General features: G+C 59.7%; 23 protein-coding genes. 11 read left to right on the top strand and 12 right to left on the bottom strand.

Translation table 11 applies throughout. The annotated features are described in order from the left end of the window. Positions 1-264: 264 nt before the first annotated feature. Positions 265-1,461, bottom strand: a complete 1,197-nt coding sequence (locus tag ACYZT7_RS30505) for a class I SAM-dependent rRNA methyltransferase (protein WP_282381575.1) — start codon at positions 1,459-1,461, stop codon at positions 265-267. Between the two features lie 233 nt (positions 1,462-1,694). Here ACYZT7_RS30505 and ACYZT7_RS30500 point away from each other — a divergent pair, with 233 nt between their 5' ends. The 3 genes from ACYZT7_RS30500 to ACYZT7_RS30490 are packed head-to-tail and all read left to right on the top strand — an operon-like array spanning position 1,695 to position 3,727. Then, positions 1,695-2,510 carry an HDOD domain-containing protein gene (locus ACYZT7_RS30500; protein ID WP_462041885.1) on the top strand — a complete coding sequence of 272 codons (816 nt, stop codon included), beginning with the start codon at positions 1,695-1,697 and terminating at the stop codon, positions 2,508-2,510. A gap of 28 nt (positions 2,511-2,538) precedes the next feature. After that, positions 2,539-3,351: a bifunctional DNA-formamidopyrimidine glycosylase/DNA-(apurinic or apyrimidinic site) lyase gene (gene mutM / locus ACYZT7_RS30495; protein ID WP_462039353.1), complete on the top strand. Its 813-nt coding sequence runs from the start codon at positions 2,539-2,541 to the stop codon at positions 3,349-3,351. 52 nt (positions 3,352-3,403) lie between these two features. After that, positions 3,404-3,727 carry a multidrug transporter gene (locus tag ACYZT7_RS30490; RefSeq protein ID WP_462039352.1) on the top strand — a complete coding sequence of 108 codons (324 nt, stop codon included), beginning with the start codon at positions 3,404-3,406 and terminating at the stop codon, positions 3,725-3,727. 143 nt (positions 3,728-3,870) lie between these two features. Here the strand turns inward: ACYZT7_RS30490 and ACYZT7_RS30485 are convergent, their stop codons facing one another. The 5 genes from ACYZT7_RS30485 to ACYZT7_RS30465 all read right to left on the bottom strand — a co-directional run bounded on the left by ACYZT7_RS30485 (position 3,871) and on the right by ACYZT7_RS30465 (position 8,502). Further along, positions 3,871-4,122 carry a YfhL family 4Fe-4S dicluster ferredoxin gene (locus ACYZT7_RS30485; protein ID WP_010466792.1) on the bottom strand — a complete coding sequence of 84 codons (252 nt, stop codon included), beginning with the start codon at positions 4,120-4,122 and terminating at the stop codon, positions 3,871-3,873. Positions 4,123-4,224: 102 nt separating this feature from the next. Further along, positions 4,225-4,704 carry a pantetheine-phosphate adenylyltransferase gene (coaD, locus tag ACYZT7_RS30480; RefSeq protein WP_008150570.1) on the bottom strand — a complete coding sequence of 160 codons (480 nt, stop codon included), beginning with the start codon at positions 4,702-4,704 and terminating at the stop codon, positions 4,225-4,227. Between the two features lie 115 nt (positions 4,705-4,819). Continuing rightward, the gene (locus ACYZT7_RS30475) at positions 4,820-6,415 is read right to left on the bottom strand and encodes a GMC family oxidoreductase (protein ID WP_462039351.1); all 1,596 of its coding nucleotides are present in this window, start codon (positions 6,413-6,415) and stop codon (positions 4,820-4,822) included. Positions 6,416-6,497: 82 nt separating this feature from the next. After that, entirely contained in the window at positions 6,498-7,043 is a 546-nt protein-coding gene (locus ACYZT7_RS30470) for a twin-arginine translocation pathway signal protein (RefSeq protein WP_462039350.1), read from the bottom strand. Positions 7,044-7,071: 28 nt separating this feature from the next. Continuing rightward, positions 7,072-8,502: a coniferyl aldehyde dehydrogenase gene (locus tag ACYZT7_RS30465; protein ID WP_462039349.1), complete on the bottom strand. Its 1,431-nt coding sequence runs from the start codon at positions 8,500-8,502 to the stop codon at positions 7,072-7,074. 146 nt (positions 8,503-8,648) lie between these two features. Here ACYZT7_RS30465 and ACYZT7_RS30460 point away from each other — a divergent pair, with 146 nt between their 5' ends. Next, positions 8,649-9,320, top strand: coding sequence for a TetR/AcrR family transcriptional regulator (locus tag ACYZT7_RS30460; RefSeq protein WP_462039348.1), 672 nt, complete (start codon positions 8,649-8,651; stop codon positions 9,318-9,320). Positions 9,321-9,364: 44 nt separating this feature from the next. Continuing rightward, complete coding sequence (locus ACYZT7_RS30455; protein ID WP_462039347.1) at positions 9,365-10,219, top strand: sulfurtransferase; 855 nt, start codon at positions 9,365-9,367, stop codon at positions 10,217-10,219. Positions 10,220-10,355: 136 nt separating this feature from the next. Here ACYZT7_RS30455 and ACYZT7_RS30450 read toward each other — a convergent pair whose 3' ends face one another. The 4 genes from ACYZT7_RS30450 to ACYZT7_RS30435 form a co-directional block, all read right to left on the bottom strand. Then, positions 10,356-11,354: a hydrolase gene (locus ACYZT7_RS30450; RefSeq protein WP_462039346.1), complete on the bottom strand. Its 999-nt coding sequence runs from the start codon at positions 11,352-11,354 to the stop codon at positions 10,356-10,358. Between the two features lie 63 nt (positions 11,355-11,417). Further along, entirely contained in the window at positions 11,418-12,029 is a 612-nt protein-coding gene (rsmD, locus tag ACYZT7_RS30445) for a 16S rRNA (guanine(966)-N(2))-methyltransferase RsmD (RefSeq protein ID WP_462039345.1), read from the bottom strand. After that, positions 12,029-13,519, bottom strand: a complete 1,491-nt coding sequence (locus ACYZT7_RS30440; protein WP_462039344.1) for a M16 family metallopeptidase — start codon at positions 13,517-13,519, stop codon at positions 12,029-12,031. The genes rsmD and ACYZT7_RS30440 overlap by 1 nt, the downstream gene beginning before the upstream one ends. Further along, a complete protein-coding gene (locus ACYZT7_RS30435; RefSeq protein WP_462039343.1) occupies positions 13,512-14,867 on the bottom strand; it encodes a M16 family metallopeptidase in 1,356 nt (451 codons plus the stop codon). The genes ACYZT7_RS30440 and ACYZT7_RS30435 overlap by 8 nt, the downstream gene beginning before the upstream one ends. A 344-nt stretch (positions 14,868-15,211) precedes the next feature. Here ACYZT7_RS30435 and ftsY point away from each other — a divergent pair, with 344 nt between their 5' ends. From ftsY to rpoH, 4 genes are all read left to right on the top strand, one after another. After that, a complete protein-coding gene (gene ftsY / locus ACYZT7_RS30430; RefSeq protein WP_462039342.1) occupies positions 15,212-16,708 on the top strand; it encodes a signal recognition particle-docking protein FtsY in 1,497 nt (498 codons plus the stop codon). Beyond that, positions 16,705-17,376, top strand: a complete 672-nt coding sequence (ftsE, locus tag ACYZT7_RS30425; protein WP_008152655.1) for a cell division ATP-binding protein FtsE — start codon at positions 16,705-16,707, stop codon at positions 17,374-17,376. Before ftsY ends, ftsE begins: the two co-directional genes overlap by 4 nt. Continuing rightward, positions 17,373-18,395 carry a permease-like cell division protein FtsX gene (ftsX, locus tag ACYZT7_RS30420; RefSeq protein ID WP_462039341.1) on the top strand — a complete coding sequence of 341 codons (1,023 nt, stop codon included), beginning with the start codon at positions 17,373-17,375 and terminating at the stop codon, positions 18,393-18,395. Before ftsE ends, ftsX begins: the two co-directional genes overlap by 4 nt. A 113-nt stretch (positions 18,396-18,508) precedes the next feature. After that, a complete protein-coding gene (gene rpoH, locus ACYZT7_RS30415) occupies positions 18,509-19,363 on the top strand; it encodes an RNA polymerase sigma factor RpoH (protein ID WP_007897890.1) in 855 nt (284 codons plus the stop codon). A 139-nt stretch (positions 19,364-19,502) separates the two neighbouring features. Here the strand turns inward: rpoH and mtgA are convergent, their stop codons facing one another. Beyond that, positions 19,503-20,225 carry a monofunctional biosynthetic peptidoglycan transglycosylase gene (gene mtgA / locus ACYZT7_RS30410; RefSeq protein ID WP_462039340.1) on the bottom strand — a complete coding sequence of 241 codons (723 nt, stop codon included), beginning with the start codon at positions 20,223-20,225 and terminating at the stop codon, positions 19,503-19,505. A 74-nt stretch (positions 20,226-20,299) separates the two neighbouring features. Here mtgA and ACYZT7_RS30405 point away from each other — a divergent pair, with 74 nt between their 5' ends. Then, positions 20,300-20,671, top strand: coding sequence for a DUF423 domain-containing protein (locus ACYZT7_RS30405; protein ID WP_462039339.1), 372 nt, complete (start codon positions 20,300-20,302; stop codon positions 20,669-20,671). Between the two features lie 50 nt (positions 20,672-20,721). Here ACYZT7_RS30405 and ACYZT7_RS30400 read toward each other — a convergent pair whose 3' ends face one another. Continuing rightward, positions 20,722-22,713, bottom strand: coding sequence for an acyltransferase family protein (locus tag ACYZT7_RS30400; RefSeq protein WP_462039338.1), 1,992 nt, complete (start codon positions 22,711-22,713; stop codon positions 20,722-20,724). Between the two features lie 244 nt (positions 22,714-22,957). On the opposite strand from ACYZT7_RS30400, the gene thiS reads away from it, so the two are divergent. Next, positions 22,958-23,158, top strand: coding sequence for a sulfur carrier protein ThiS (gene thiS / locus ACYZT7_RS30395; RefSeq protein WP_462039337.1), 201 nt, complete (start codon positions 22,958-22,960; stop codon positions 23,156-23,158).

Below are 23,158 nucleotides of genomic sequence, written 5' to 3'. Positions count from 1 at the left end.
AAGTGATAGTGAGTGTCACTCCTTTGTGACAGCTTAATCATAGTTTGTAATGAGTTCTTATCAAGGGGGTATTTGGTAGGAATGTTCCAGTAATTTTGTCGGATCAATCGTGGGGCTGGATGAATCTTGTAAGTTTTGTCCGCTAAAATAAAAGACAGCGCGAAACGTCCTGCAAGTTAGTAAGACGGCGGGAGTAGGAAGTTGGAAAATTCAGTAACGGAAATAGAACGGGGAGCCGGTTGGCCCCCCGTCAAACCGGCGTAATCAGCTGTTTGGCAGCAGACGGCAGGTGATGCTCTTGATGTAGCGGGTTTCGGCGATGGCTGGGTGAACCGGGTGATCCGGGCCCTGACCGCCGCGCTCCAGGATCTGGATGTTGCGGTCCAAGTGACGGGCGCTGGTCAGCAGGATGTTTTGCAGATCGTCTTCGGGCAGGTGCATCGAGCACGAAGCGCTGACCAGGATGCCGTCCTTGCTGAGCAGGCGCATGGCTTGCTCGTTCAGGCGACGGTAGGCGCCTTCACCGTTCTTCATGTCTTTCTTGCGTTTGATGAATGCCGGCGGGTCGGCAACGATCACGTCGAAGCGTTCTTCGCTGGCTTTCAGCTCTTTCAGGGCTTCGAACACGTCGCCTTCGATGCAGGTCATTTTGTCGGCAAAACCGTTCAGCGCGGCGTTGCGCTCGACGCCGTCGAGGGCGAAGGCCGACGCGTCGACGCAGAACACTTCACTGGCGCCGAACGCAGCCGCTTGCACGCCCCAGCCGCCGATGTAGCTATACAGGTCCAGTACGCGTTTGCCTTTGGCATAAGGAGCCAGACGCGCGCGGTTCATGCGGTGGTCATAGAACCAGCCGGTTTTCTGCCCCTGGATAACGGGTGCTTCGAATTTCACACCGTTCTCTTCCAGCGCGACCCACTCCGGCACCAGGCCGAACACGGTTTCGACGTAGCGATTGAGGCCTTCGGCATCACGGGCAGCAGAGTCGTTCTTGAACAGGATGCCGCTTGGCTTGAGCACTTGGGTCAGCGCTGCGATCACGTCTTCTTTATGAGCTTCCATGGTTGCCGAGGCGATCTGTACCACCAGAATGTCGCCAAAACGGTCAACCACCAGGCCTGGCAACAGGTCGGAGTCACCGTAGACCAGGCGATAGAACGGCTTGTCGAACAGACGATCGCGCAGGGACAGGGCAACGTTCAGGCGATGCACCAGCAGCGACTTGTCCAGCGGCAACTTGATGTCGCGCGACAGCAGGCGGGCGCAGATCAGGTTGTTCGGGCTCATGGCAACGATGCCCAGCGGTTTGCCGCCGGCAGCTTCGAGGATCGCCTGGTCGCCGGCCTTGAAACCGTGCAAAGGAGTTGCGGCTACATCGATTTCGTTGCTATAGACCCACAAATGGCCATTTCGCAGGCGACGGTCGGCGTTGGCTTTGAGGCGCAGGCTGGGCAGGGACATGACGTCGCTCCGGAAAAAAGAGCGGGAGTATAGCGTGTTGCGCAAGGCCACGGTTTGGCGGATGGACATGCGGTGAGGAACGCCCGGGCTTTGATGAAACTTCAGGCGATGTACCGGCCAAGGTGTCGGATCCAACTTTATAAGGGTTAGAATCGCCGCCTGTCCCAGAGTGTGTACTTATGGCCCAAGAGCTGACTTCCGAACAGATTCAACAATCCCTGCAAGGCATCAGCGTGCCGGCCCAGCCGCAGATCATGGTGGATTTGCAGATGGAACAGTACATGCCCGATCCCGATCTGGAGGTGATAGCGAAGCTGATCTCCCAGGACCCGGGCCTCTCTGGCGCCTTGTTGAAAATCGTCAACTCGCCGTATTACGGCTTGAGCAACAAGATCGCCTCGATTCAGCGTGCAGTGAATCTACTGGGCAGCCGCTCGATCATTAACCTGATCAACGCGCAGTCGATCAAAGGCGAGATGAACGACGACACCATCGTCACCTTGAATCGTTTCTGGGACACCGCTCAGGACGTGGCGATGACCTGCCTGAGCTTGGCCAAGCGCATCGGCGCCCAGGCTGGCGATGAAGCGTACGCCCTGGGTCTGTTCCATGACTGCGGCGTGCCGCTGATGCTCCAGCGTTTTCCCAACTACATGACCGTTCTGGAAGAAGCCTATGCCAGCGCCAGCGCTGAATGCCGGGTGGTGGACACGGAGAATCGGGTGTTCAATACCAACCATGCGGTGGTGGGTTATTACACCGCCAAATCCTGGCGCCTGCCGGAGCATGTGACCGCCGCCATCGCCAATCATCACAATGCATTGGCGATCTTCAGCGATGAGTCGTCGCGCAACAGCCAGCTGAAAAACCTGCTGGCAATCCTGAAAATGGCCGAGCACATTTGTGCGTCCTATCGAGTGCTGGGCAACCAGGCCGAGGATCATGAGTGGGACAGCATCGGGTCTTTGGTTCTCGATTACGTCGGCCTCTCGGACTACGACTTCGAGACCCTCAAACAAACGATTCGCGACCTTGGCACTCACCGCTGAGCGTTGCACAGTCTGATTCGAGAGCACCATGCCGGAACTGCCTGAAGTCGAAACCACCCGCCGCGGGATTGCGCCGCACCTGGAAGGCCAGCGCGTCAGCCGGGTGATCGTGCGTGACCGGCGCCTGCGCTGGCCGATCCCTGAAGACCTGGATGTGCGGTTGTCTGGCCAGCGCATCGTGCTGGTGGAAAGACGCGCGAAGTACCTGCTGATCAATGCCGAAGTCGGCACGCTGATCAGCCATTTAGGCATGTCGGGAAATCTGCGTCTGGTGGAAGTCGGCACGCCGGTGGCCAAGCATGAGCATGTGGACATCGAGCTGGAATCCGGCCTGGCTTTGCGTTACACCGACCCGCGACGGTTTGGTGCGATGCTCTGGAGCCTCGACCCGCTCAACCACGAATTGTTGATTCGCCTGGGGCCGGAGCCGTTGACCGACCTGTTCGACGGTGAGCGCTTGTTCCAGCAGTCCCGCGGTCGATCCATGGCGGTCAAACCGTTCATCATGGACAACGCGGTGGTGGTCGGTGTGGGTAATATCTACGCCACCGAAGCGTTGTTCGCGGCAGGTATCGACCCGCGTCGTGAGGCCAAGAGCATCTCTCGGGCGCGTTATCTGAAATTGGCGATCGAGATCAAACGCATCCTGGCTGCCGCTATTGAACGCGGCGGCACCACGCTGCGCGACTTTATCGGTGGTGACGGTCAACCGGGTTATTTCCAGCAGGAACTGTTCGTGTATGGCCGCGGCGCTAAGCCGTGCAAGGTCTGCGGGACGGAGCTGCGGGACGTGAAGCTTGGGCAGCGCGCCAGCGTCTTTTGCCCGCGCTGTCAGAGCTGATACCTCACGCGGTCTATAGTCAGTGCTCACTGCCTAGCCGAAGGACCGCGTCATGAACCTGTTTCGAACCTTTGTCGTCGCGTTGCTGCTGAGTGTCGGCGCGCCAGTGCTGGCGGCAAACACCGGCAGCGGTGACCCGCGTTACACCATCCAGAATCCCCCGGCGTACGCCATGCTTGGCGACTTGCTGATCGCCCGACCCTTGCTGGTCGTGGCGACGGTGATCGGTGCGGGGGCATTTGTGGTGTCATTGCCGTTTACCGCGCTGGGTGGCGGCGTTGGCGATGCGGGGCAGGCGTTGGTGGTCGACCCGGCGAAAGCGGCGTTCGTGCGGTGTCTGGGGTGTATCGGGGAGGGGTTTGAGCGGCGGGAGTGAAGTGTCAGTTACTTCTTGGTGTGGCTGATGGCCCTATCGCGAGCAAGCTCGCTCCCACAGGGGATGTGCGTTGTGACATACACCGAAGATCTACTGTGGGAGCGAGCTTGCTCGCGATAGCGCCCTCACGGGCGCCAAATGAATCAAGCCTTACCGGTAATGATCCGGTACTTCGCCATCAACTGCTCTTCAGTCTCTGGATGCGCTTCATCCAGCGGGATGCAATCCACCGGGCAAACCTGTTGGCACTGAGGTTCGTCGTAGTGGCCCACACACTGTGTGCACAGGTTCGGGTCGATCACGTAGATCTCTTCGCCTTGAGAAATGGCGGCGTTCGGGCACTCGGGTTCGCAGACGTCGCAGTTGATGCAATCGTCGGTGATGATCAGGGACATGCTAACTCCAGCCAGGGCGGAAGGCCCGGGCGCAATAAACCAATGCGCACAATTGTGCCGCATTGGCGCCCGCAGTGCACGCGGGCGCCGCTTGAGCGGTTGTTACTTCTTGAAGCGCTCGTTCAGGGCATCCGCCACCGCAGGGTGGACGAACTTGGTGATATCGCCGCCCAGGGCTGCGATTTCACGAACCAGCGTCGAGGAAATGTACGAATAACGCTCGGACGGGGTAAGAAACAGACTTTCCACATCTGGCGCCAGCTGACGGTTCATGTTGGCCAACTGGAATTCGTATTCGAAGTCCGACACCGCACGCAAACCACGCAGGAACACGTTGGCGTTCTTCTCTTTGGCAAAATGCGCCAGCAACGTCGAGAAGCCGACGACTTCAACGTTCGGCAGATGTTTAGTGACCTCGCGGGCCAGCGCCACACGCTGTTCCAGGGGAAACAACGGGTTTTTCTTCGGGCTGGCGGCGACGGCGATGATCACATGATCGAACAGGCGCGCGGCGCGTTCGACCAGATCGCCATGGCCCTTGGTAATAGGGTCGAAGGTACCTGGGTACAACACTCGGTTCATCGCGTCGTCCTGGCGGGAGTCCGTTGGGGAGTCGGATGGTATCGCAGCCTTCCCGGTCGGCCAAGTCGCCTTTTGGGTAAGAAAGCACTATAGACGATTGGAATATTCTCCATTTTCATGGGTTTTTCAAACGTTCGGCCAAAGAAGTTGCCAACTGCGCTGTCAGCCCGTAGACCGACAATTGCGGGTTTGCGCCAATGCTGGTGGGGAACAGCGAGCCGTCATGAATCGACAGATTGCCTAACTGATGATGCCGGCCGAGGCTGTCAGTCACGGCATTTTTCGGCTCTTCACCCATGGCACAACCGCCCATCACATGGGCGCTGCCCAGGCGTGTGCGATACAGCTCAAGGTTCAGGCCGTCGATCAGCGTGCGCGCTTCGGCGAGGGTTTTCACGTAGCGAGCGTCGGCGTGCATGGGCATCACCGCATTGGCACCGCCCGCGAACTGGATCTCGGCCATGCTGTGGAACGCCCGACGCAATCCGTCCCAGGCATAGGGTGAAACCTGATAGTCGAGCACCGGCGTGCCGTCACCGCGCAACTCGACGCTGCCGCCGGGGCTGTCCGGGTGGAAACCGTCCCGCAGCAACGCCAACATGGCGTGGGTGTGGGGTAGGTTTTCCATGTGTTGGGCGTTTTCCTTGCCGAAACCGCCGAGCAGGGTCGTGGCCAGTGCCGGGTGCAGCGGCGGCACTTCGAGTTTGTAAGACATTTTTCCGGTGGTGCCGTCCTGCCATTGGAAATGGTCGGAGTAGATCGACTGTGGTGCGCCATAAAACGGGTTGATCACCTCGTCGAACAGCCCGGCCGACATGTTCACCAGGTGTAGAAAAGTCCTTTTACCCAGCCGCGTGTGAGGATCGGGCGCCTCGGAACGCATGAGCAGCGCCGGGCTGTTGATCCCGCCGCCAGCCAGCACGTAATGCCGGGCCTTGACCGTGATTGTCTTGCCCATTGGAGCGACGCAACGGTCATCCATCGCTACGCATTGTAATCCTGTGACCTTGTCGCCGCTGATCAAGAGTTTTTCGGCGCGAGCCAGATAGAGCAGCTCACCGCCTTTTTCCAGGGTCGCCGGAATGGTCGTGACCAGCATTGATTGCTTGGCGTTGGTCGGGCAACCCAGGCCGCAGTACCCGAGATTCCAGCAGCCACGCACGTTGCGCGGGATCACATGCCAGGCGTAGCCGAGTTTTTCGCAGCCTTTGCGGATCACGTCGTTGTTGGCGTTGGGCGGGATCATCCAGGGGGCGACGCCCAGGCGTTGCTCCATTTTCTCGAACCACGGCGCCATTTCGGCCGGCGTGTGGCCTTTGACGTCGTGTTCCTTGGCCCAGTGGTCGAGGGTCGGGTCCGGCGTGCGAAAGCTTGAGGTCCAATTGATCAGCGTGGTACCGCCCACCGCCCGACCCTGAAGGATGGTGATTGCGCCGTCCTTGCTCATGCGGCCGATACCTTCCTGATAGAGGTTGGTGTAGGCCTGGTCTTCGAGCATCTTGAAGTCGCTGCTGGTCTTGAGCGGGCCTTCCTCGATCAGCAATACCTTGTAGCCCGCGGCGCTGAGGATCTCGGCGGTGGTGCCGCCGCCAGCGCCGCTGCCGATAATCGCCACGTCCGCTTCGAGGGTCAGGTCCTGGGTCAGTTGTGAACCGTTATAGGTTTTCCAGCCACGGGCCAGGCCTTCTCGGAACGGATCGGGTACGGGCATCTTCAGGTTCTCTTTTTATTTTGGATTCTGTGGGAGCCGAGCTTGCTCCGGGCGGCGATCCGACGATAGGGTCAACTCGGTTTCAGACCGTGGGTGGCCCGGGATACCCGCAATGCGCCCACGACTCCGCCCGGCTGTACCACGCCATCATCACCAGCTGCTGCAGCGAGCTGTGGCCCATGCGCAGCAGACTTAACGAGCTGTTTTCCCAGCGATCGATAAAGTGCCGGATCTCGTCAGCACTGGCGTTTTCCCAGCTGCCCCAGATCCCGGTCAGCGGTCCGCGAGTCACGGCCATTCCCAGCACATCGAATAACTGCTGGGTCAGCTTGAGCATTTCCGGCGACAGGTGATTCAGGCTGTTATCCAGACAGTGCAGGGTGCCATCGACGGCCGCCGGCATTTTCTCGACGGCCACGGCGCCGTCGAGCATCACCGGAATCAGTGCCCGCAGAAACAGCAAGTCACCGCTGCGCAGAATCGCGAAACCACTGGCCGGAATGCTCGACGAGCAGCCGCTGAGGCTCGCTCCCAATCCAGCGGTGGCGAGAAAGGCGCTGGCACCCAGGCTGAATTTAAGCAAGCCGCGCCGTGACAGCGCGGGTGTATCGGACAGACTTGGGCTCATTATTGTTATTACCCGAAGGGGATGATCGTTAGCGGATAAACAGCTTCTGAATCAGCTTCTGAATGGATTTGCCGTACGGCGGGTAGATCAATTTCGCCGCATTGAACCGCTGTTTGATCAGCACACCTTTGGCTTTGCTGAAGGTCAGGAAACCTTCGTGGCCGTGGTAATGGCCCATGCCCGAGGCGCCGATACCGCCGAATGGCATGTCGTCTTGAGCGACGTGCAGCAGGGTGTCGTTCAGGCACACGCCGCCAGAATGGGTTTCGTGAAGTACGCGGTGTTGCTCACGCTTGTCGTAGCCAAAGTAATACAGGGCCAGCGGACGGGGTCGTTCATTGATGTAGGCAAAGGCCTGATCCAGATCCTTGTACGGAACGATCGGCAACAGCGGGCCGAAGATTTCGTCCTGCATCACCATCATGTCGTTGCTGACGTTGAGCAGCAGGCTGTGGCTCATGCGACGCCCCTGGCCTTTGTCGAACAGCGGAATCAGCAGCGCGCCCTTGCTGGTGGCGTCGCTGATGTAGCCGTTGAGGCGCGCCAGTTGTCGGTCATTGATGATCGCTGTGTAGTCCGGGTTGTCGGTCAAGGTCGGATAAAACCCGCGAACTGCCTGACGATAGGCTTCGACGAAAGCTCCGACGCGATCTTCCGGCACCAGCACATAGTCCGGGGCCACGCAGGTCTGCCCGGCGTTGAGCGTCTTGCCGAAGGCGATGCGTTCGGCAGCATCCTTGAGCGGCACGTCGCGGGACACAATGGCCGGGGATTTGCCGCCGAGTTCGAGGGTCACCGGGGTCAGGTTCTCGGCCGCCGCACGCATCACGTGTTTGCCAACGCTGGTGGCGCCGGTGAACAGCAGGTGATCGAAACGCAATCTGGAGAACGCTACACCGATATCGGCTTCGCCCAGTACCACGCAGACCAGGTCTTGCGGGAAGATTCGGCCCAGCAAGTTCTTGAGCAACAAACCGGTGGCGGGGGTCGATTCGCTGAGCTTGAGCATCACCCGATTGCCTGCCGACAACGCGCCTACCAATGGCCCGATGGCCAGATACAGTGGATAGTTCCACGGCACGATCACCCCGACCACACCCAAAGGTTGATAAACGACTTTGGCTGCCGCGGGTTGAAAGGCAATCCCGACCTTGCGCTTCGACGCCTTCATCCACCCTTTGAGGTGCTGATTGGCGTAGTGAATGCCATGCAAGCTGGGCATCAGTTCGGCGAGCAAAGTTTCATCGGCGCTGCGATGGCTGAAATCCTGGCTGATGGCATCGATCAGTGCCTGACGCTCATTGCTCAACAGATCTCGCAGGGCTTTTAGCCATTGCTGGCGCTGGGCAGCGGGAGGCATCGGGTTGGCTGCATACGCCGCGCGTTGGGCGTCGAACAGGGTCTGGAGCTCTTCCAGGGGCTGCTGAAGGTTCTGCAAGTAGGCGATGTCAGCAGTCATGGTCGGCTCCGGTTTTATTGTAATATGGGACTTTTTAGAGTCTATGCTCTAAAAAGTCAAATGACATCCTGGCGCAGCGTTGTTTTATCCACTCCCCGTTAGGTCGTAAGATGCCCGTCAACGCACTCTGAATTAAAGCCCAAGCCATGGCCCCTCGGATCAAAACCAGCGAGCGCATCGTGCAGAACAGCCTGGAGCTGTTCAATCAGCAGGGTGAGCGCAGCATCAGCACCAACCACATTGCTGCCCACATGGAAATTTCCCCGGGCAACCTGTACTACCACTTTCCCAACAAGCAGGCGATCATCGCCGTGCTGTTCAGTGAGTACGAAAGCCTGGTGGACAGCTTCCTGCGCCCGCCCCAGGGTCGTGCCGCCACGGTCGAAGACAAGCGCTTCTACCTTCAGGAATTGCTGGCCGCCATGTGGCGCTACCGGTTTTTGCACCGCGATCTGGAGCACTTGCTCGACAGCGATCCGGAGCTGGCCGCCCGTTATCGGCGCTTTTCCCAACGCTGTTTGATCCATGGCACGCACATCTACGCGGGCTTCGTCGAGGCCGGCATCCTGCAAATGGACAAGGTTCAGATCGAATCCCTGACGCTCAATGCCTGGATCATCCTGACGTCCTGGGTGCGTTTTCTGTGCACCACACGTGAAAATTCCAATCACCTGAGCGAGCAGGCCATTAAACGTGGTGTGTATCAGGTGCTGGTGCTTGAGGCCGGTTTTGTCACGGATCAGTCCCGCGACGCGGTGAATGCACTGTTCAAGGAGTTTTACGTGCCGCTGGCCCAAGCGCTGGAAGAAGTGGGATAGAAAGTGCAGTAGGATCAAACATCGCCCAATCACAGGAGCCCGTTATGCCCATTGCGCAACTGATCAGCCCGCAAGCGTTGGACCTGAAAAAGGAGCAGCCTGGGCTGGTGATTCTGGATTGTCGTTTTGCCCTCGAAGACCCGGATTACGGTCAACGCAGCTATGCCGAAGGGCATATTGCCGGGTCGAGCTTTGCCGATCTTGAGCGTGATTTGAGCGGGACAGTGATCAAGGGTGTGACCGGGCGCCATCCGTTGCCTGAACCTGAAGACTTGATTGAACGTCTGCAAACCTGGGGCGTCAACGCCGACAGCGATGTGATTTTGTACGACGACGGTCCGGGTGCCTACGCGGCGCGGGCCTGGTGGTTGCTGGCCTGGCTGGGCAAACGTGACGGCGTGTTCATTCTGGATGGCGGGCTCAAGGCCTGGCATGCGACCGGTTTGCCCCTGAGTCTTGATGCGCCGCAGATTGAACGGGGCACCTTCACGGGGGCGCCGGACAACGCGCTGATCTTGAGCGCCGAACAGCTTCAGCAACGTCTAGGCCAGCCCGCGCTGACCTTGCTCGATGCCCGCGGCTTGCCGCGTTTCAAAGGCGAAGTAGAGCCGATCGACCCGATTGCCGGGCACATCCCCGGCGCGCAATGTGCGGCGTTCACTGACAACCTGGGCAGCGACGGGCGTTTTCTGCCGGCGGATCAGCTCAAGCAGCGTTTTGCCGCGAAACTCGGTCATCGTTTGCCGACCGATCTGGTCGCGTACTGCGGTTCTGGCGTGACGGCGTGTCACAACCTGTTTGCCTTGTGTCTGGCCGGGTATCCGTTGGGATCTTTGTATGCCGGTTCATGGAGCGAGTGGATCAATGATCCCGCGCATGGCATCGCCAAGGGCGAGTAAACACAGACCCAAATAATGTGGGAGCGAGCCTGCTCGCGAAAGCGGCGGGTCAGTCGACATTAGTGTTGACTGTTACTCCGCCTTCGCGAGCAGGCTCGCTCCCACACTTGGATTTGCGCTCTGATAAGCAAACCCATTACTCGCGACCCACGGCGGTCAACCACTGCGGGATGCGTCGTTCCAGGTAGTAACCCGGTTGCCTGAGCGAGCCATCGACGAAGCCGACATGCCCACCCTTGGGCTGTAGTTCGAATTGAGTGCAGGCGGACAATTCCTCGGCTTGCGGCAGGCTATGAGGAAAGACAAACGGGTCATCGGCCGCTTGAATGATCAGGGTCGGCGTACGAATCTCGCCAAGGAAATAGCGACTCGAGGCGCGGCGATAGTAATCCTCGGCATCAGCAAAACCATTCAGCGGCGCCGTGACCCGGCCATCGAAATCCCAGAACGTGCGCATGTTCTCCAGCGAGCCCAGCTCAGCCAATGTCGCCAGTCCATCCTCGCGCCCGTCATGCTGGAACTGCCGCTGCTTATTCTTGATGTAGGCCACCATCTCGCGCATGAAATGCGCCTGATAGACCTTGGAGAAACCCTGACCGATACGGTCGGCGCATTGATCGAGACGAAACGGCACCGACACCGCCACCGCACCGACCACGCCGCTGTCACTGCCGGATTCGCCCAAGTGCTTGAGCAAGACATTGCCGCCCAGGGAATAGCCGATCGCATACAGTGGCGCCAGAGGGCGTTTGGCCCGCAGGTGTTTGATGGTTTCGGCCAGGTCTTCGCTGGCGCCGGAGTGGTAGCTGCGCGGCAACAGATTCGGCTCGCCTGAGCAGCCGCGCCAGTTCAGCGCGACGCTGGCCCAGCCTTGCGCGCCCAGTGCTTTCTGCACCCCAGCCACGTAAGGCGAATTTGAAGAGCCGGTCAGGCCGTGCAACACCAGTACCAGTGGCGTATCGGCGCTGTGCGGGCCGTGCCAGTCGAGATCGAGAAAGTCACCATCCTCAAGCCACAAGCGTTCGCGTTGGCGTTCGATGTGCGTGGTTTTGCGCCACAGCGGCCCCCACAAGGTTTGCAAGTGCGGGTTGCCGAGGCCGAAGGCCGGGGTGAAGCGTTCTGGCGGATGGGACACGTTTGTTCTCGATGCAGCGGTGCGAGCCTCGCTTGAGGCACGCACCTTTTTCAAACCGGTCGATTAACCGGCGATCTCTGCCATACGTTGCCACAACGCGTAGTAAACCCGCCCGGATTTCTGCTCACGGTGCAGGCGCCAGTTGCCTGGCAGACCGAGTATCGATGGCGCGTTTTCGCTTTCAGTGTAGATCCAGGCCTCGTTGGCCAGCCATTGACGCTCTTCAAGCAGCGTGCAGACGGTCGGCAACAGATTCTGGTTGAACGGCGGGTCGAGGAACACCACGTCGTACGCGGTCGCTGTCTGGGTTTCCAGGTAGCGCAGGGCGTCGGCGGTCTGAATCTGGCCGGTGGTGCAGCGCAGCGTGCCCAGATGCTCCTTGATGCTGGCGACCGCGATGTTGCTGGCGTCCAGCGCCTGACCAATGGCCGCGCCACGGGACAACGCCTCGAGGAACAATGCGCCGCTGCCGGCGAACGGATCAAACACTTTGGCCCCGGCAACGTACGGCGCGAGCCAGTTGAACAGGGTTTCACGCACCCGGTCCGGGGTCGGGCGCAAGCCCGGTGCGTCAGGGAAGCTCAGCTTTCGGCTGCCCCATTCACCGCCGATGATGCGCAGTTGGTTCACACCGTTGTGCACGTTGTGAACGGGTTTTTTAGGACGAGTGGCCATTAATGCTCCGGAACCCCGAGCGGTTGCTCGGCAGGTTTATCAGTAGGGGCCGGCAACGGCTTTTGCGGCACGGTCGGGCCAGCGCTGACGATGACCATTTTGTCCGTGCTCAAGTGTTTGTTCAGTGCGGTTTTGACCTGCTCGACCGTCAGTCCCTGGGACTCACGCATAAAGTCATCCAGATAACTCAGCGGCAGGTTGTAGAAACCCATGGCGCCGAGCTGACCAACGATATCGGCGTTGCTGGCAGTGGACAGCGGGAAGCTGCCGGCCAGTTCACGCTTGGCGTCATCGAGTTCTTTCTCGGTCGGGCCGGTTTTAAGGTAGTCGGCGAGCACGTCTTGCACCAGTTTCAGCGTGCCTTCGCTCATCTCGGCGCGGGTTTGCAGGTTGATCATGAACGGGCCGCGCGCCTGCATCGGGCTGAAACCTGAATACACGCCGTAAGCCAGGCCACGCTTCTCGCGCACTTCGCTCATCAGCCGGGTGCCAAAGCCACCGCCGCCGAGTATCTGGTTGCCCATGGACAGTGCCGCGTAGTCCGGGTCGTCACGATCGATACCCAGTTGCGCGAGCATCAGGTTGGTCTGCTTGGACGGGAACTCGATGTGGCCGATGCTGGCTTTCGGTTCCTCCGGTTGCGCGATTTTCGCCAGCTCAGGACCTTTTGGCAGCGTGCTGGAGACTTGTGCAGCAATCGCCTCCGCCTCGGCGCGAGACAGGTCGCCCACCAGCGCAATTACCACGTTGCCCGCCGCATAGGCCTTCTCATGAAACGCGCGCATCTGCGCCACCGTAATCGCCGGAACGGTTTTCGCCGTGCCGTCGCTGGAATGCGCATACGGGTGATCGCCGTACAGACGGTTCATCAGTTCCAGGCTCGCCAGTTTGCCGGGGTTCTGTTTCTGGTATTCGAAACCGGCGAGCATCTGGTTCTTGATGCGCGCAAAGGAGTCGGCAGGGAAGGTCGGTTTGCCGACGACTTCAGAGAACAACTTCAGGGCCGGTTCGCGTTTGTCCGCGGCACTGAGACTGCGCAGGGAAGCCAGTGCCATGTCTTTAAAGGCGCCGTTGCCAAAGTCTGCGCCCAGGCCTTCGAAGCCCTGAGCGATGGCACCAACATCTTTGCCGGCTACACCTTCGTTGAGCATGGCATTGGTCAGCACGGAGAGACCGGGTGCGTTGCCGTCCTGGCTGCTGCCGGCGGCGAAGATCAGGCGCATGTCGAACATCGGCAGCTCCCGGGCTTCAACGAACAGTACCTTGGCGCCTTCGGCGGTTTTCCAGGTCTGCACGTCCAGGGTGCGGTGGCTTGGCGCCTTGCCGTCGAGTTCAGCCAGCGATTGCAGCTTCTGGCTGGCCTTGGCCTTGTCGAGGGCTTCGCTGGCCTTGGATTCGTCGGTCTTCGAGAAGTAAAACGCGGCAGACCCGATCAATGCGACGGCGATCAGGCCCATCAGGACCAGGCGCGGTTTTTTACGCTCACTCATGAGTCGTCTCCTCTGGCAATACATGGGCGACGCTGAGACGTTCGCGGGTGAAATACAGCTTGGCGGCTTTCTGGATGTCTTGCGGGGTCACGCTTTCCAGCTCGGCGAGTTCGGTGTCCATCAGCTTCCACGACAGGCCAACAGTTTCCAGTTGGCCAATGGCGGTGGCCTGGCTGGTGATCGAGTCACGCTCGTAGACCAGGCCGGCAATCACTTGAGCCCGCACTCGTTCCAGTTCTTCAGCGGACGGCGCGGTGGTTTTCAGCTGTTCGAGCAGCTTCCACAGGCCGGCTTCGGCCTGGGCCATGGTTTTCTTTTTCTGGGTATTGGGTGTTGCGGACAAGGTGAACAGGCTATCACCACGGGTATAAGCGTCGTAACTCGACGAACCGCCGGACACCAGCTCTTCGCCGCGCTCCAGTTGTGTCGGAATACGTCCGCTGTAGCCGCCGTCGAGCAGGGCGGAGATCAGGCGCAAGGCGTTGACCGAGCGTTTGTCTTCAGCGGTGGCGATGCTTGGCACGTTGAAACCCAGCATCAGGCTCGGCAATTGGGTCTTCACATGCAGAGTGATCTGCCGTTCGCCGGGCTCGGCCAGTTCCAGCGGGATTTTCGCCGATGGCACATCACGTTTGGCGATCGGGCCGAAGTAGCGCTGGGCCAGGGTTTTGACCTCGTCCGGGGTCACGTCGCCGACCACCACCAACGTGGCGTTGTTCGGCACGTACCAGGATTGGTACCAGTGGCGCAGCTCCTCGACTTTCATGCGGTCGAGGTCAGCCATCCAGCCGATGGTCGGCGTGTGGTAACCGCTGGCCGGGTAGGCCATGGCCTTGAAGCGTTCGTAGGCCTTGGACATTGGCTTGTCGTCGGTGCGCAGGCGACGTTCTTCTTTGATGACTTCGATCTCGCGGGCGAACTCGTCGGCCGGCAGACGCAGGCTGGCCATGCGGTCGGCTTCCAGCTCGAAGGCCACGCCCAGACGGTCACGGGCCAGCACCTGGTAATAAGCGGTGAAGTCGTCGCTGGTGAATGCGTTCTCTTCAGCGCCGAGGTCGCGCAGGATCAGCGAAGCTTCGCCGGGGCCGACTTTTTCGCTGCCCTTGAACATCATGTGTTCCAGGGCGTGGGACAAACCGGTCTGACCCGGGGTCTCGTAGCTTGAGCCGACCTTGTACCAGACTTGGGAAACCACCACCGGCGCACGGTGGTCTTCGCGCACGACGACCTTCAGGCCGTTATCGAGGGTGAATTCGTGAGTGGGTTGTGGATCGGCAGCCAGGGCCGAGAGGGGCAGACAAACTGTGCTGAGCAGCAGGCCTGCAGCGCGGCGGGCTAAAGCATTCATTCGTTTTTAAACCTTTGGGGCTGCCCGCTTGGTCTTAGCGTCTACGGGCGAGAGGGTGCTAGGATACTGGTCCGTTTTACTGGCGGCCACGCCTATCAGGCCTTTGATCGGCCGGAAGGTTGTATGGGTTACCTGCGGAAGCTTTGAGTTTGTCAGCTAAACTCTGCGTTTTCGCCGACGATGCCGTTCCAGTCCTTCGTATTAGTCAACCTTTGAGGTGCTGTTTGCACCTCGACAAAATGTTGCGCGTGAACAAGCTGGGTCAATCGCAGTCTGTTCTGCATCGAATATTTATTTGCCGGGGCGCCCTTTGGCGCGTCGCTACCGTGAGATAGCCGTCCTCCATGTTTGGTTCCAACGACGACAAGAAAGCCCCAGCTGCGGCTGGTGAGAAGAAAAGCCTGTTCGGATGGCTGCGCAAAAAGCCGCAGGAACCCGTCGTCGAACAGCCACAGCCACTTCCTGAGCCAACACCTGCGCCGGTCATAGAAGAAGAGCCCGCGCCGGTTGTCTTGCCGATCGCTGAGCCGGTGCTGCAACCGATAGTCGAGGTTGAGCCTGAAACTGAACTGGTGGTTGAGCTGCCGCTGGCGCCAACCGCAGAGCCGTGGCTGACCTTGCCTGTGGCGGAAGAGCCGGTGGCATTGGTCGAAGATGAGCTGGCGCCGTACGTTGCGCCGCCGATTCCAGCGCCGAGCGCATTTGCTCCGGAGCCCGTTCAGGCGCCAGTGGTTGAGCCGGTTGTCGCGCCAGTTGTCATGGCCGAGCCTGCGTTCGTGGTCCTGGAGCCTGTCGTTCCTGCATTTGTTGCTCCGGTTGCTCCAGCACCCGCACCGGTTGTCGCTCCCGTTGCCGCACCTGTCGCTCCCGTCGAAGCGCCTGCCGAGCCTGCGCGTACCGAAGAAACCAAAGCCGGTTTCTTCGCCCGCCTGAAACAAGGCTTGTCCAAGACCAGCGCCAGCATCGGCGAAGGCATGGCCAGCCTGTTTCTGGGCAGGAAGATCATCGATGACGAGCTGCTCGAAGACATCGAAACCCGCCTGCTGACTGCCGACGTTGGCGTCGAGGCAACGTCGGTGATCATTCAGCATCTGACCCAGAAAGTCGCCCGTAAAGAACTGGCCGATGCCGATGCGCTGTACAAATCCCTGCAAGCGGAACTGGCGGCGATGCTCAAGCCGGTCGAGCAACCGCTGAAAATCACTTCGCAGAGCAAGCCGTTCGTGATTCTGGTTGTCGGCGTCAACGGCGCCGGCAAGACCACCACCATCGGCAAACTGGCGAAAAAGCTGCAACTTGAAGGCAAGAAAGTCATGCTCGCGGCCGGCGATACCTTCCGCGCCGCCGCCGTCGAGCAATTGCAGGTCTGGGGCGAGCGCAACAAGATCCCGGTCATCGCCCAGCACACCGGCGCTGACTCGGCTTCGGTTATCTTCGATGCCGTGCAAGCGGCCAAGGCACGTGGCATCGACGTACTGATCGCCGACACCGCCGGTCGTCTGCACACCAAAGACAATTTGATGGAAGAGCTGAAGAAGGTTCGTCGGGTGATCAGCAAGCTCGACGCCGACGCGCCTCACGAGGTGCTGTTGGTGCTCGATGCCGGTACGGGGCAGAACGCGATCAACCAGGCCAAACAATTCAACCAGACCGTCGAACTGACCGGCCTGGCGCTGACCAAGCTCGACGGCACCGCCAAAGGTGGGGTGATTTTCGCCCTCGCCAAGCAGTTTGGCTTGCCCATTCGCTACATCGGCGTCGGTGAAGGCATCGATGATTTGCGTACTTTTGAAGCAGAACCCTTTGTCCAGGCACTGTTTGCCGAGCGGGAGCGTTCATGATTCGTTTCGAGCAAGTCGGTAAGCGCTACCCGAACGGTCACGTCGGCTTGCATGAGCTGAGCTTTCGAGTCCGTCGGGGCGAGTTTTTGTTTGTGACCGGCCACTCTGGCGCCGGTAAAAGCACCTTATTGCGCCTGCTGCTAGCGATGGAGCGTCCGACCACCGGCAAATTGCTGTTGGCCGGTCAAGACCTGAGCACCATCAGCAATGCGCAGATTCCGTACTTGCGCCGGCAGATCGGCGTGGTGTTCCAGAACCATCAGTTGCTGTTCGATCGCACGGTGTTCAACAATATCGCGCTGCCCTTGCAGATCCTTGGACTGTCCAAGGCCGAGATCGCCAAACGCGTGGATTCGGCCCTGGAGCGCGTAGCGCTCTCGGACAAGACCGATCTGTACCCCGGCGACCTGTCCACCGGTCAGCAACAGCGCGTCGGCATCGCCCGCGCCATCGTTCACCGCCCGGCCTTGCTGCTGGCAGATGAGCCGACCGGTAACCTCGATCCACGTCTGGCGGCAGAAATCATGGGCGTGTTCGAAGACATCAACCGTCTGGGCACCAGTGTGCTGATTGCCAGTCACGACCTGGCACTGATCGCCCGTATGCGTCACCGCATGCTGACCCTGCAGCGCGGCCGATTGATCGGCGACGGGGAGGCGGGCGTATGAGTGCGACACGCAGCCCCAAGGTTTCCGAGCGCGTGGCCCCAAAGGCCGCCGATCCGCAGCCGCAGAAGAAAAAACGCGACGATGATGACGGTCCGGACTTCGCCACGTTGTTCCGCGCCTGGGTCGAGAGTCATCGGGCCAGTCTGCTCGATAGCTTGCGTCGTTTGGGCAAGCAGCCAGTCGGTAGTTTCTTTACCTGCATGGTGATGGCGGTGGCTCTGAGTTTGCCCATGGGCCTGTCACTTTTGCTAAGTAACGTCGAACGCCTCGGCGGTTCCTGGCAGCGTGCGGCGCAGATTTCCCTGTACCTGCAAATCGAGGCCAGCCCGGCTGAGGGTGAGTCGCTGCGCGAGCAGATCAAGGGGATGCCCGGCGTCGCGGATGCTGAATATGTCGGCCGCGATCAAGCGCTCGAAGAGTTTCAGCAGCAGTCCGGTCTGGGCGAGGCGCTTAAGGAACTGCCGGAGAACCCGCTGCCAGGCGTGGTTCTGGTGACGCCGAATGAAGTCGACAAGCCCGCCCTTGAAGCATTAAGACAAAAACTATCCGAGTTACCCAAGGTACAACAGGCGCAACTTGATCTAGTCTGGGTCGAGCGTCTGGCAGCGATCCTCAAGCTGGGCGACCGTTTTGTCTTCGGTCTGACCGTGCTTTTGGTTTCTGCATTACTTTTGGTGATAGGCAATACCATTCGTCTTCATATTGAAAACCGCCGCACAGAGATAGAAGTGATTAAACTCGTCGGCGGCACTGACAGCTATGTGCGTAGGCCCTTTCTGTATATGGGTGCGCTTTATGGCTTCGGTGCGGGGATTCTTTCCTGGGGCGTATTGGCGTTTGGCCTTGATTGGCTGAACGACGCGGTAGTGGGGCTGGCCGGCTTGTACGGCAGTGATTTCGCGCTGGCCGGAGTGCCAGTTGCCGACGGTCTGTCGCTCTTGCTTGGCGCGGTGCTGTTGGGGTATATCGGTGCATGGATTGCAGTCGCACGCCACCTGAGGGAGCTTGCGCCTAAGTAGTATCATTTTGCTCGTATTGACCTTTCAGCGTTTATGGGAACTTGTCTTTCGGTTTCCGGTCAATTTTCGCAGTGCTGAACTGCACGAGTTATGTAAGTCGGAGGTTTTTTCGTATGACCAATTCTTTGCAACCTGCATATGCTCTGGTCCCGGGTGCAAACCTGGAGGCCTATGTGCACACGGTGAACAGCATTCCATTGCTGACACCGGAGCAGGAGCGTGAACTGGCCGAGAGTCTCTATTATGAGCAGGATTTGGGGGCGGCTCGGCAGATGGTGCTCGCCCACCTGCGTTTTGTTGTACATATCGCCCGTAGCTATTCCGGTTACGGTCTGGCTCAGGCCGACCTGATCCAGGAAGGCAACGTCGGCCTGATGAAGGCCGTGAAGCGCTTCAACCCGGAAATGGGTGTACGCCTGGTGTCCTTTGCCGTGCACTGGATCAAGGCGGAAATCCACGAGTTCATTTTGCGCAACTGGCGCATTGTGAAAGTCGCGACCACCAAGGCTCAACGCAAGCTGTTTTTCAACCTGCGCAGCCAGAAGAAGCGTCTGGCGTGGTTGAACAACGAGGAAGTCCACCGTGTGGCGGAAAGCCTCGGTGTAGAGCCTCGGGAAGTGCGCGAGATGGAAAGTCGCCTGACCGGCCATGACATGGCCTTCGACCCGGCCGCGGAAGCGGACGATGACAGTGCTTTCCAATCGCCGGCCAACTATCTGGAAGACCACCGGTACGACCCGGCCCGTCAACTGGAAGATGCTGACTGGAGCGACAACTCGAACCACAACCTGCACGAAGCGCTTGAAGTGCTGGACGACCGCAGCCGTGACATCCTCTACCAGCGCTGGCTGGCAGAAGAAAAAGCTACGCTGCACGACCTGGCGCAGAAGTACAACGTGTCGGCCGAGCGTATTCGTCAGCTCGAGAAGAGCGCGATGAACAAGCTCAAGTTGTCGATCGCCGCTTAACCTGCGCGCCCGACAACAAAAAACGCCCCGATCATTGATCGGGGCGTTTTTGTTGGTGCTCATTTTCCGCTTCACCGTGCTCCCCTGTGGGAGCGAGCAAGCTGCTCCCACAGGGGTTCTCAGGTATTCAGGAGATTGGCTACTGTGCCCAAGGTGCGCGGCGCGAATCATTGAGCCCTGCAAGGTAGCTGTCACCACCGAGCTGACTCATCTGTCGCCGAATCCATCCCGCTCGCCGTGCGACATAGTTGGTTGGATGACCGGCACTCCAAACGCGCGGGTTAGGCAGCACCGCAGCCAGCGAACTGGCCTGCTGCCGGGACAACGAGCGAGCGCCGACGCCAAAGTGATGCCTGGCCGCTGCTTCGGCGCCAAACACACCGTCATCCCACTCAACGCTGTTGAGGTACACCTCGAGAATTCGCTGCTTGGGCCAAAGCACTTCGATCAGTCCGGTAAACCAGGCTTCCAGGCCTTTGCGCAGCCAGCTGCGGCCGGACCACAGAAACAGATTCTTCGAGACCTGCTGACTCAGGGTGCTGGCACCGCGAATCGATCCGCCGAGCTCGTTGTGGGCCAATGCGGCCTGGATCGCGCCAAAGTCAAAACCCCAATGCTCCGGGAATTTCTGATCCTCGCCGGCAATCACCGCGACTTTCAGGTCATCGGAGATTTCATCCCAGGGTTTCCAGGTGCGTTGCAGGTCGATGGGTTCGCCGTCGAACCAGGATTCGACCTTGCGCTCGACCATCAAGGCCGTTCCAGGTGGTGGTACCACGCGAAAAATCAGAACCAGCAATACGCTGCCACCCGCGAACCAGAGCAGGGCCTTCGTGAATCGTCGCAAAAATATACGCAGCATAGAGATGGCTTGGCCGAACCCGTTGAGCGGGCCATTATACAGACCCTGTGGATCGAGTCTGACTGGAGTTCTTCATGCTGCGTGGCTTTCTGATGCTGGCCGCTTTCTTCGGCTTCACTGGCGTTGCCCTTGGCGCGTTCGCCGCCCATGGCTTGAAAAGCCGTCTGACGCCCGAGTACCTGGCAATTTTCCACACCGGCGTGACCTACCAATTGGTGCACACCTTGGCCTTGCTGGGCGTTGCGCTGCTGGCCACGCAGATTCCCGGTCGACTGATCACGTGGGCGGGTGCATCGTTTGTAGTCGGCATCCTGCTGTTTTCCGGCAGTCTGTACCTGTTGACCATGACCGGCGTCAGCAAGCTCGGGATCATCACCCCCTTCGGCGGCCTGGCATTCCTGATCGGCTGGCTCTGCCTGGGCTTCGCCGCTTGGCGCTTGGGTTAAGTTGACGGCGCGCATTTGTGATCATGCAGCCACGTGAGTTTTTAGCGGAATCAACCCGCGTTTTTCAAGGCGTTCAGCAGTGCCTGCGTGAAAGCCGGCGCAAGGATGCGGTTGCCATGTCCGCTGAGGTGATCGCCGTCGCGGAACAGCGGTTTATCGTCGTCAAAGGCTGAACAGGTTCGGCCCGGGCACAACAGCGGTAGCGGGTCCCAGACCTGAAGCATCGGATATAGGCGGGTCAACCGGTCGATCAGCGCCATTTGCGGCGCGCGTAGCTGCTCAAGTTGGTCGCGCTCCATGGTGAACCCGGGGGCGCAGATCGGGTTCATCCGGTTGAACCAGTCCGAACAGCGATAGAGTGGGGCTTTGAATAGAGGCTTGGGAGCATCGATCAGCACTTGCAGTCTGGAGGTCATCAGGCGCGTCAGCACCGCTTCGGCGGAGGCTTGGGCGCCTTCAATCTGCTGCAGTGTGAATTCAGAAAGCACTTCGTTGACGACTTCCTGTTCTCCGCGTGCCCACTCTCGCCCTGCCATCTCTGGCATTCGCAACGAAGCGAGGAAGACGATATCTCCCGGGTTTGCCTGCGCTTCAATATTGCGCAGGGCTCTTTCCCGGGCTTGAGTGCACGCACCTTGCGGGTCTGGTGCAATAAGGCTGACCACCGCGCAGCCGCCGCGCTCATATTCCACGACCTTGATACCCAGTTGTTGCGATGCGAGGCTTAACATCGTGCGGTAGGCGGCTGCGTGCGAATCGCCAATTACAAACAGCTGACGTCCTTGCCATTGCAAGTCTTTGAGCGGTTCGCTGGTCGCGCGTTGCGGCAACCGTCTGGAGAACCAGGTATAGGTATCGCTGGTTTTGCTCAGCGACAGCGCCTCGGTATTCTCGGACACCCACCGCGCACCTGACCAGGACAGGCCGGTCGCCGCCAGGCACGAGGCGATCGTGATCCAGGCCCGGCGTTGCAGGAGCCAATTGCCGGTGCGCATCGGCGTCTCAACTGCGTGGTAAGAGAGCGCAGCGAGTGCGGTGATGATGACAGGGTAGGCCAATTGTACGGCGAGTTGCTCCAGGCCGGTGGTCCAGCGCAGGAACACCAGGACTGGCCAGTGCCAGAGATACAACGAGTAGGACAGCCGGCCGATATAGGTCGCGGGGGACGATTGCAGTAGGCGCAGGGGTAGGGAAGGTGTGTCGGTTTTCTGTGCCAGGGCGGTGATGACCAGCAAGGTGCCGCAAACAGTGACGAGTGCCCAAGGGAAGGGGAAATGGTTTTCGTCGGCAAGGAGCAGTGCGCCGATGATCAAGGTGAGTCCGCCGAGAAGCATGGCTCGGGGTGCGGCAGCCGAATACAGGGTGAAGCGGCCTGTGCTGATCGACTGGTAAAGGATTGCCCCTGCGGCCAGCTCCCAGAATCGGCTGGGCAGCAGATAGAACGCTATGAGCGGATCGGCCTGTGTCTGAATGGCGCTGAACGCCAGTGAGATCAGCGCCAGGAAGGGCAGGAGCGCCCAGATGAAGTTGTTGCGTTCCTGGTAGCGCAACCAGACGAAGTAGATAAGCGGGAATATCAGGTAGAACTGCTCTTCTACGGCGAGGGTCCAGGTGTGGGTATAGGGGTTGAGCAGGGTGGAAGGCGAGAAATAGGTGTCGGAGGCCCAGGCCAGTACGAAGTTGCTCATGCCAAAGAAAGCGGCCAGGCCGGTACGGTCATTCTGCATGCTGAGCCAGGCCTGTGGCACGAACATCGCCGAGACCAGACTGCATACCAGTAGAACCAACAGCAGTGCCGGGACAATTCGCAAGAGTCTGCGGCGATAAAAGTCTGCGAGATACTCTCCGAATCCCCTGTTGGAGCGAGCGGAAAGCGACTGGCTGATGACGTAGCCTGAGATCACGAAGAAGATGTCGACGCCGGTAAAACCGCCGGGCAGAACGTTCAGGAAGTCGGCGTGAAAGATGATCACGCTCAGGACCGCGACAGCGCGCAGGCCGTCGATAGCGGGGATGTTCGTTGTCGAGTTGACGCTGGACACAGGCCCTCCGTGGGTGCGTCAACAGTGTTGGTGCGGCGTCGGCGCGTGATGTCGAATATAGAAGGTTCGGGTACGGCTTGGACTGTTCGGTTTGTTACAAGGCTAGTCCGTGCCCTTTGCCGGTGCGGCGAGCGCCGCCTGGCGGTTGAGCTGACTGAGCAGTCCATTTCATGACGAATGGCTTGGGTCGCCAAGACTGATCGGGCTAGAATGCCAGCCCCTAAAAATGATGGTGGTTTGCGGCATGCGCATTCAGTTGAACGGCGAATCCCTTGAACTGCCCGACGGTGAAACCGTTGCGGCCCTGCTGACCCGTCTGGAACTGACCGGACGCCGGGTGGCGGTCGAACTCAATCTGGATATCGTCCCGCGCAGCCAGCATGCCGACACCAGGCTGAACGACGGCGACAATGTCGAAGTGGTACACGCCATCGGCGGCGGCTAG

This window comes from Pseudomonas sp. RT4P38, from assembly GCF_054897765.1.
This window is presented reverse-complemented; position numbering and strand designations above follow the sequence as displayed.

Excerpts from the sequence above, each read along its gene's own strand:
- ftsX (WP_462039341.1), top strand. The coding sequence starts at position 17,373 with ATGAGTGCGACACGCAGCCCCAAGGTTTCCGAGCGCGTGGCCCCAAAG.
- thiS (WP_462039337.1), top strand. The coding sequence starts at position 22,958 with ATGCGCATTCAGTTGAACGGCGAATCCCTTGAACTGCCCGACGGTGAA.
- ACYZT7_RS30405 (WP_462039339.1), top strand. The coding sequence starts at position 20,300 with ATGCTGCGTGGCTTTCTGATGCTGGCCGCTTTCTTCGGCTTCACTGGC.
- ftsY (WP_462039342.1), top strand. The coding sequence starts at position 15,212 with ATGTTTGGTTCCAACGACGACAAGAAAGCCCCAGCTGCGGCTGGTGAG.
- rpoH (WP_007897890.1), top strand. The coding sequence starts at position 18,509 with ATGACCAATTCTTTGCAACCTGCATATGCTCTGGTCCCGGGTGCAAAC.
- ftsE (WP_008152655.1), top strand. The coding sequence starts at position 16,705 with ATGATTCGTTTCGAGCAAGTCGGTAAGCGCTACCCGAACGGTCACGTC.
- ACYZT7_RS30440 (WP_462039344.1), bottom strand. The coding sequence starts at position 13,519 with ATGAGTGAGCGTAAAAAACCGCGCCTGGTCCTGATGGGCCTGATCGCC.
- ACYZT7_RS30490 (WP_462039352.1), top strand. The coding sequence starts at position 3,404 with ATGAACCTGTTTCGAACCTTTGTCGTCGCGTTGCTGCTGAGTGTCGGC.
- ACYZT7_RS30465 (WP_462039349.1), bottom strand. The coding sequence starts at position 8,502 with ATGACTGCTGACATCGCCTACTTGCAGAACCTTCAGCAGCCCCTGGAA.
- mtgA (WP_462039340.1), bottom strand. The coding sequence starts at position 20,225 with ATGCTGCGTATATTTTTGCGACGATTCACGAAGGCCCTGCTCTGGTTC.
- ACYZT7_RS30475 (WP_462039351.1), bottom strand. The coding sequence starts at position 6,415 with ATGCCCGTACCCGATCCGTTCCGAGAAGGCCTGGCCCGTGGCTGGAAA.
- ACYZT7_RS30435 (WP_462039343.1), bottom strand. The coding sequence starts at position 14,867 with ATGAATGCTTTAGCCCGCCGCGCTGCAGGCCTGCTGCTCAGCACAGTT.
- ACYZT7_RS30485 (WP_010466792.1), bottom strand. The coding sequence starts at position 4,122 with ATGTCCCTGATCATCACCGACGATTGCATCAACTGCGACGTCTGCGAA.
- ACYZT7_RS30470 (WP_462039350.1), bottom strand. The coding sequence starts at position 7,043 with ATGAGCCCAAGTCTGTCCGATACACCCGCGCTGTCACGGCGCGGCTTG.
- ACYZT7_RS30505 (WP_282381575.1), bottom strand. The coding sequence starts at position 1,461 with ATGTCCCTGCCCAGCCTGCGCCTCAAAGCCAACGCCGACCGTCGCCTG.
- coaD (WP_008150570.1), bottom strand. The coding sequence starts at position 4,704 with ATGAACCGAGTGTTGTACCCAGGTACCTTCGACCCTATTACCAAGGGC.
- ACYZT7_RS30455 (WP_462039347.1), top strand. The coding sequence starts at position 9,365 with ATGCCCATTGCGCAACTGATCAGCCCGCAAGCGTTGGACCTGAAAAAG.
- rsmD (WP_462039345.1), bottom strand. The coding sequence starts at position 12,029 with ATGGCCACTCGTCCTAAAAAACCCGTTCACAACGTGCACAACGGTGTG.
- ACYZT7_RS30460 (WP_462039348.1), top strand. The coding sequence starts at position 8,649 with ATGGCCCCTCGGATCAAAACCAGCGAGCGCATCGTGCAGAACAGCCTG.
- mutM (WP_462039353.1), top strand. The coding sequence starts at position 2,539 with ATGCCGGAACTGCCTGAAGTCGAAACCACCCGCCGCGGGATTGCGCCG.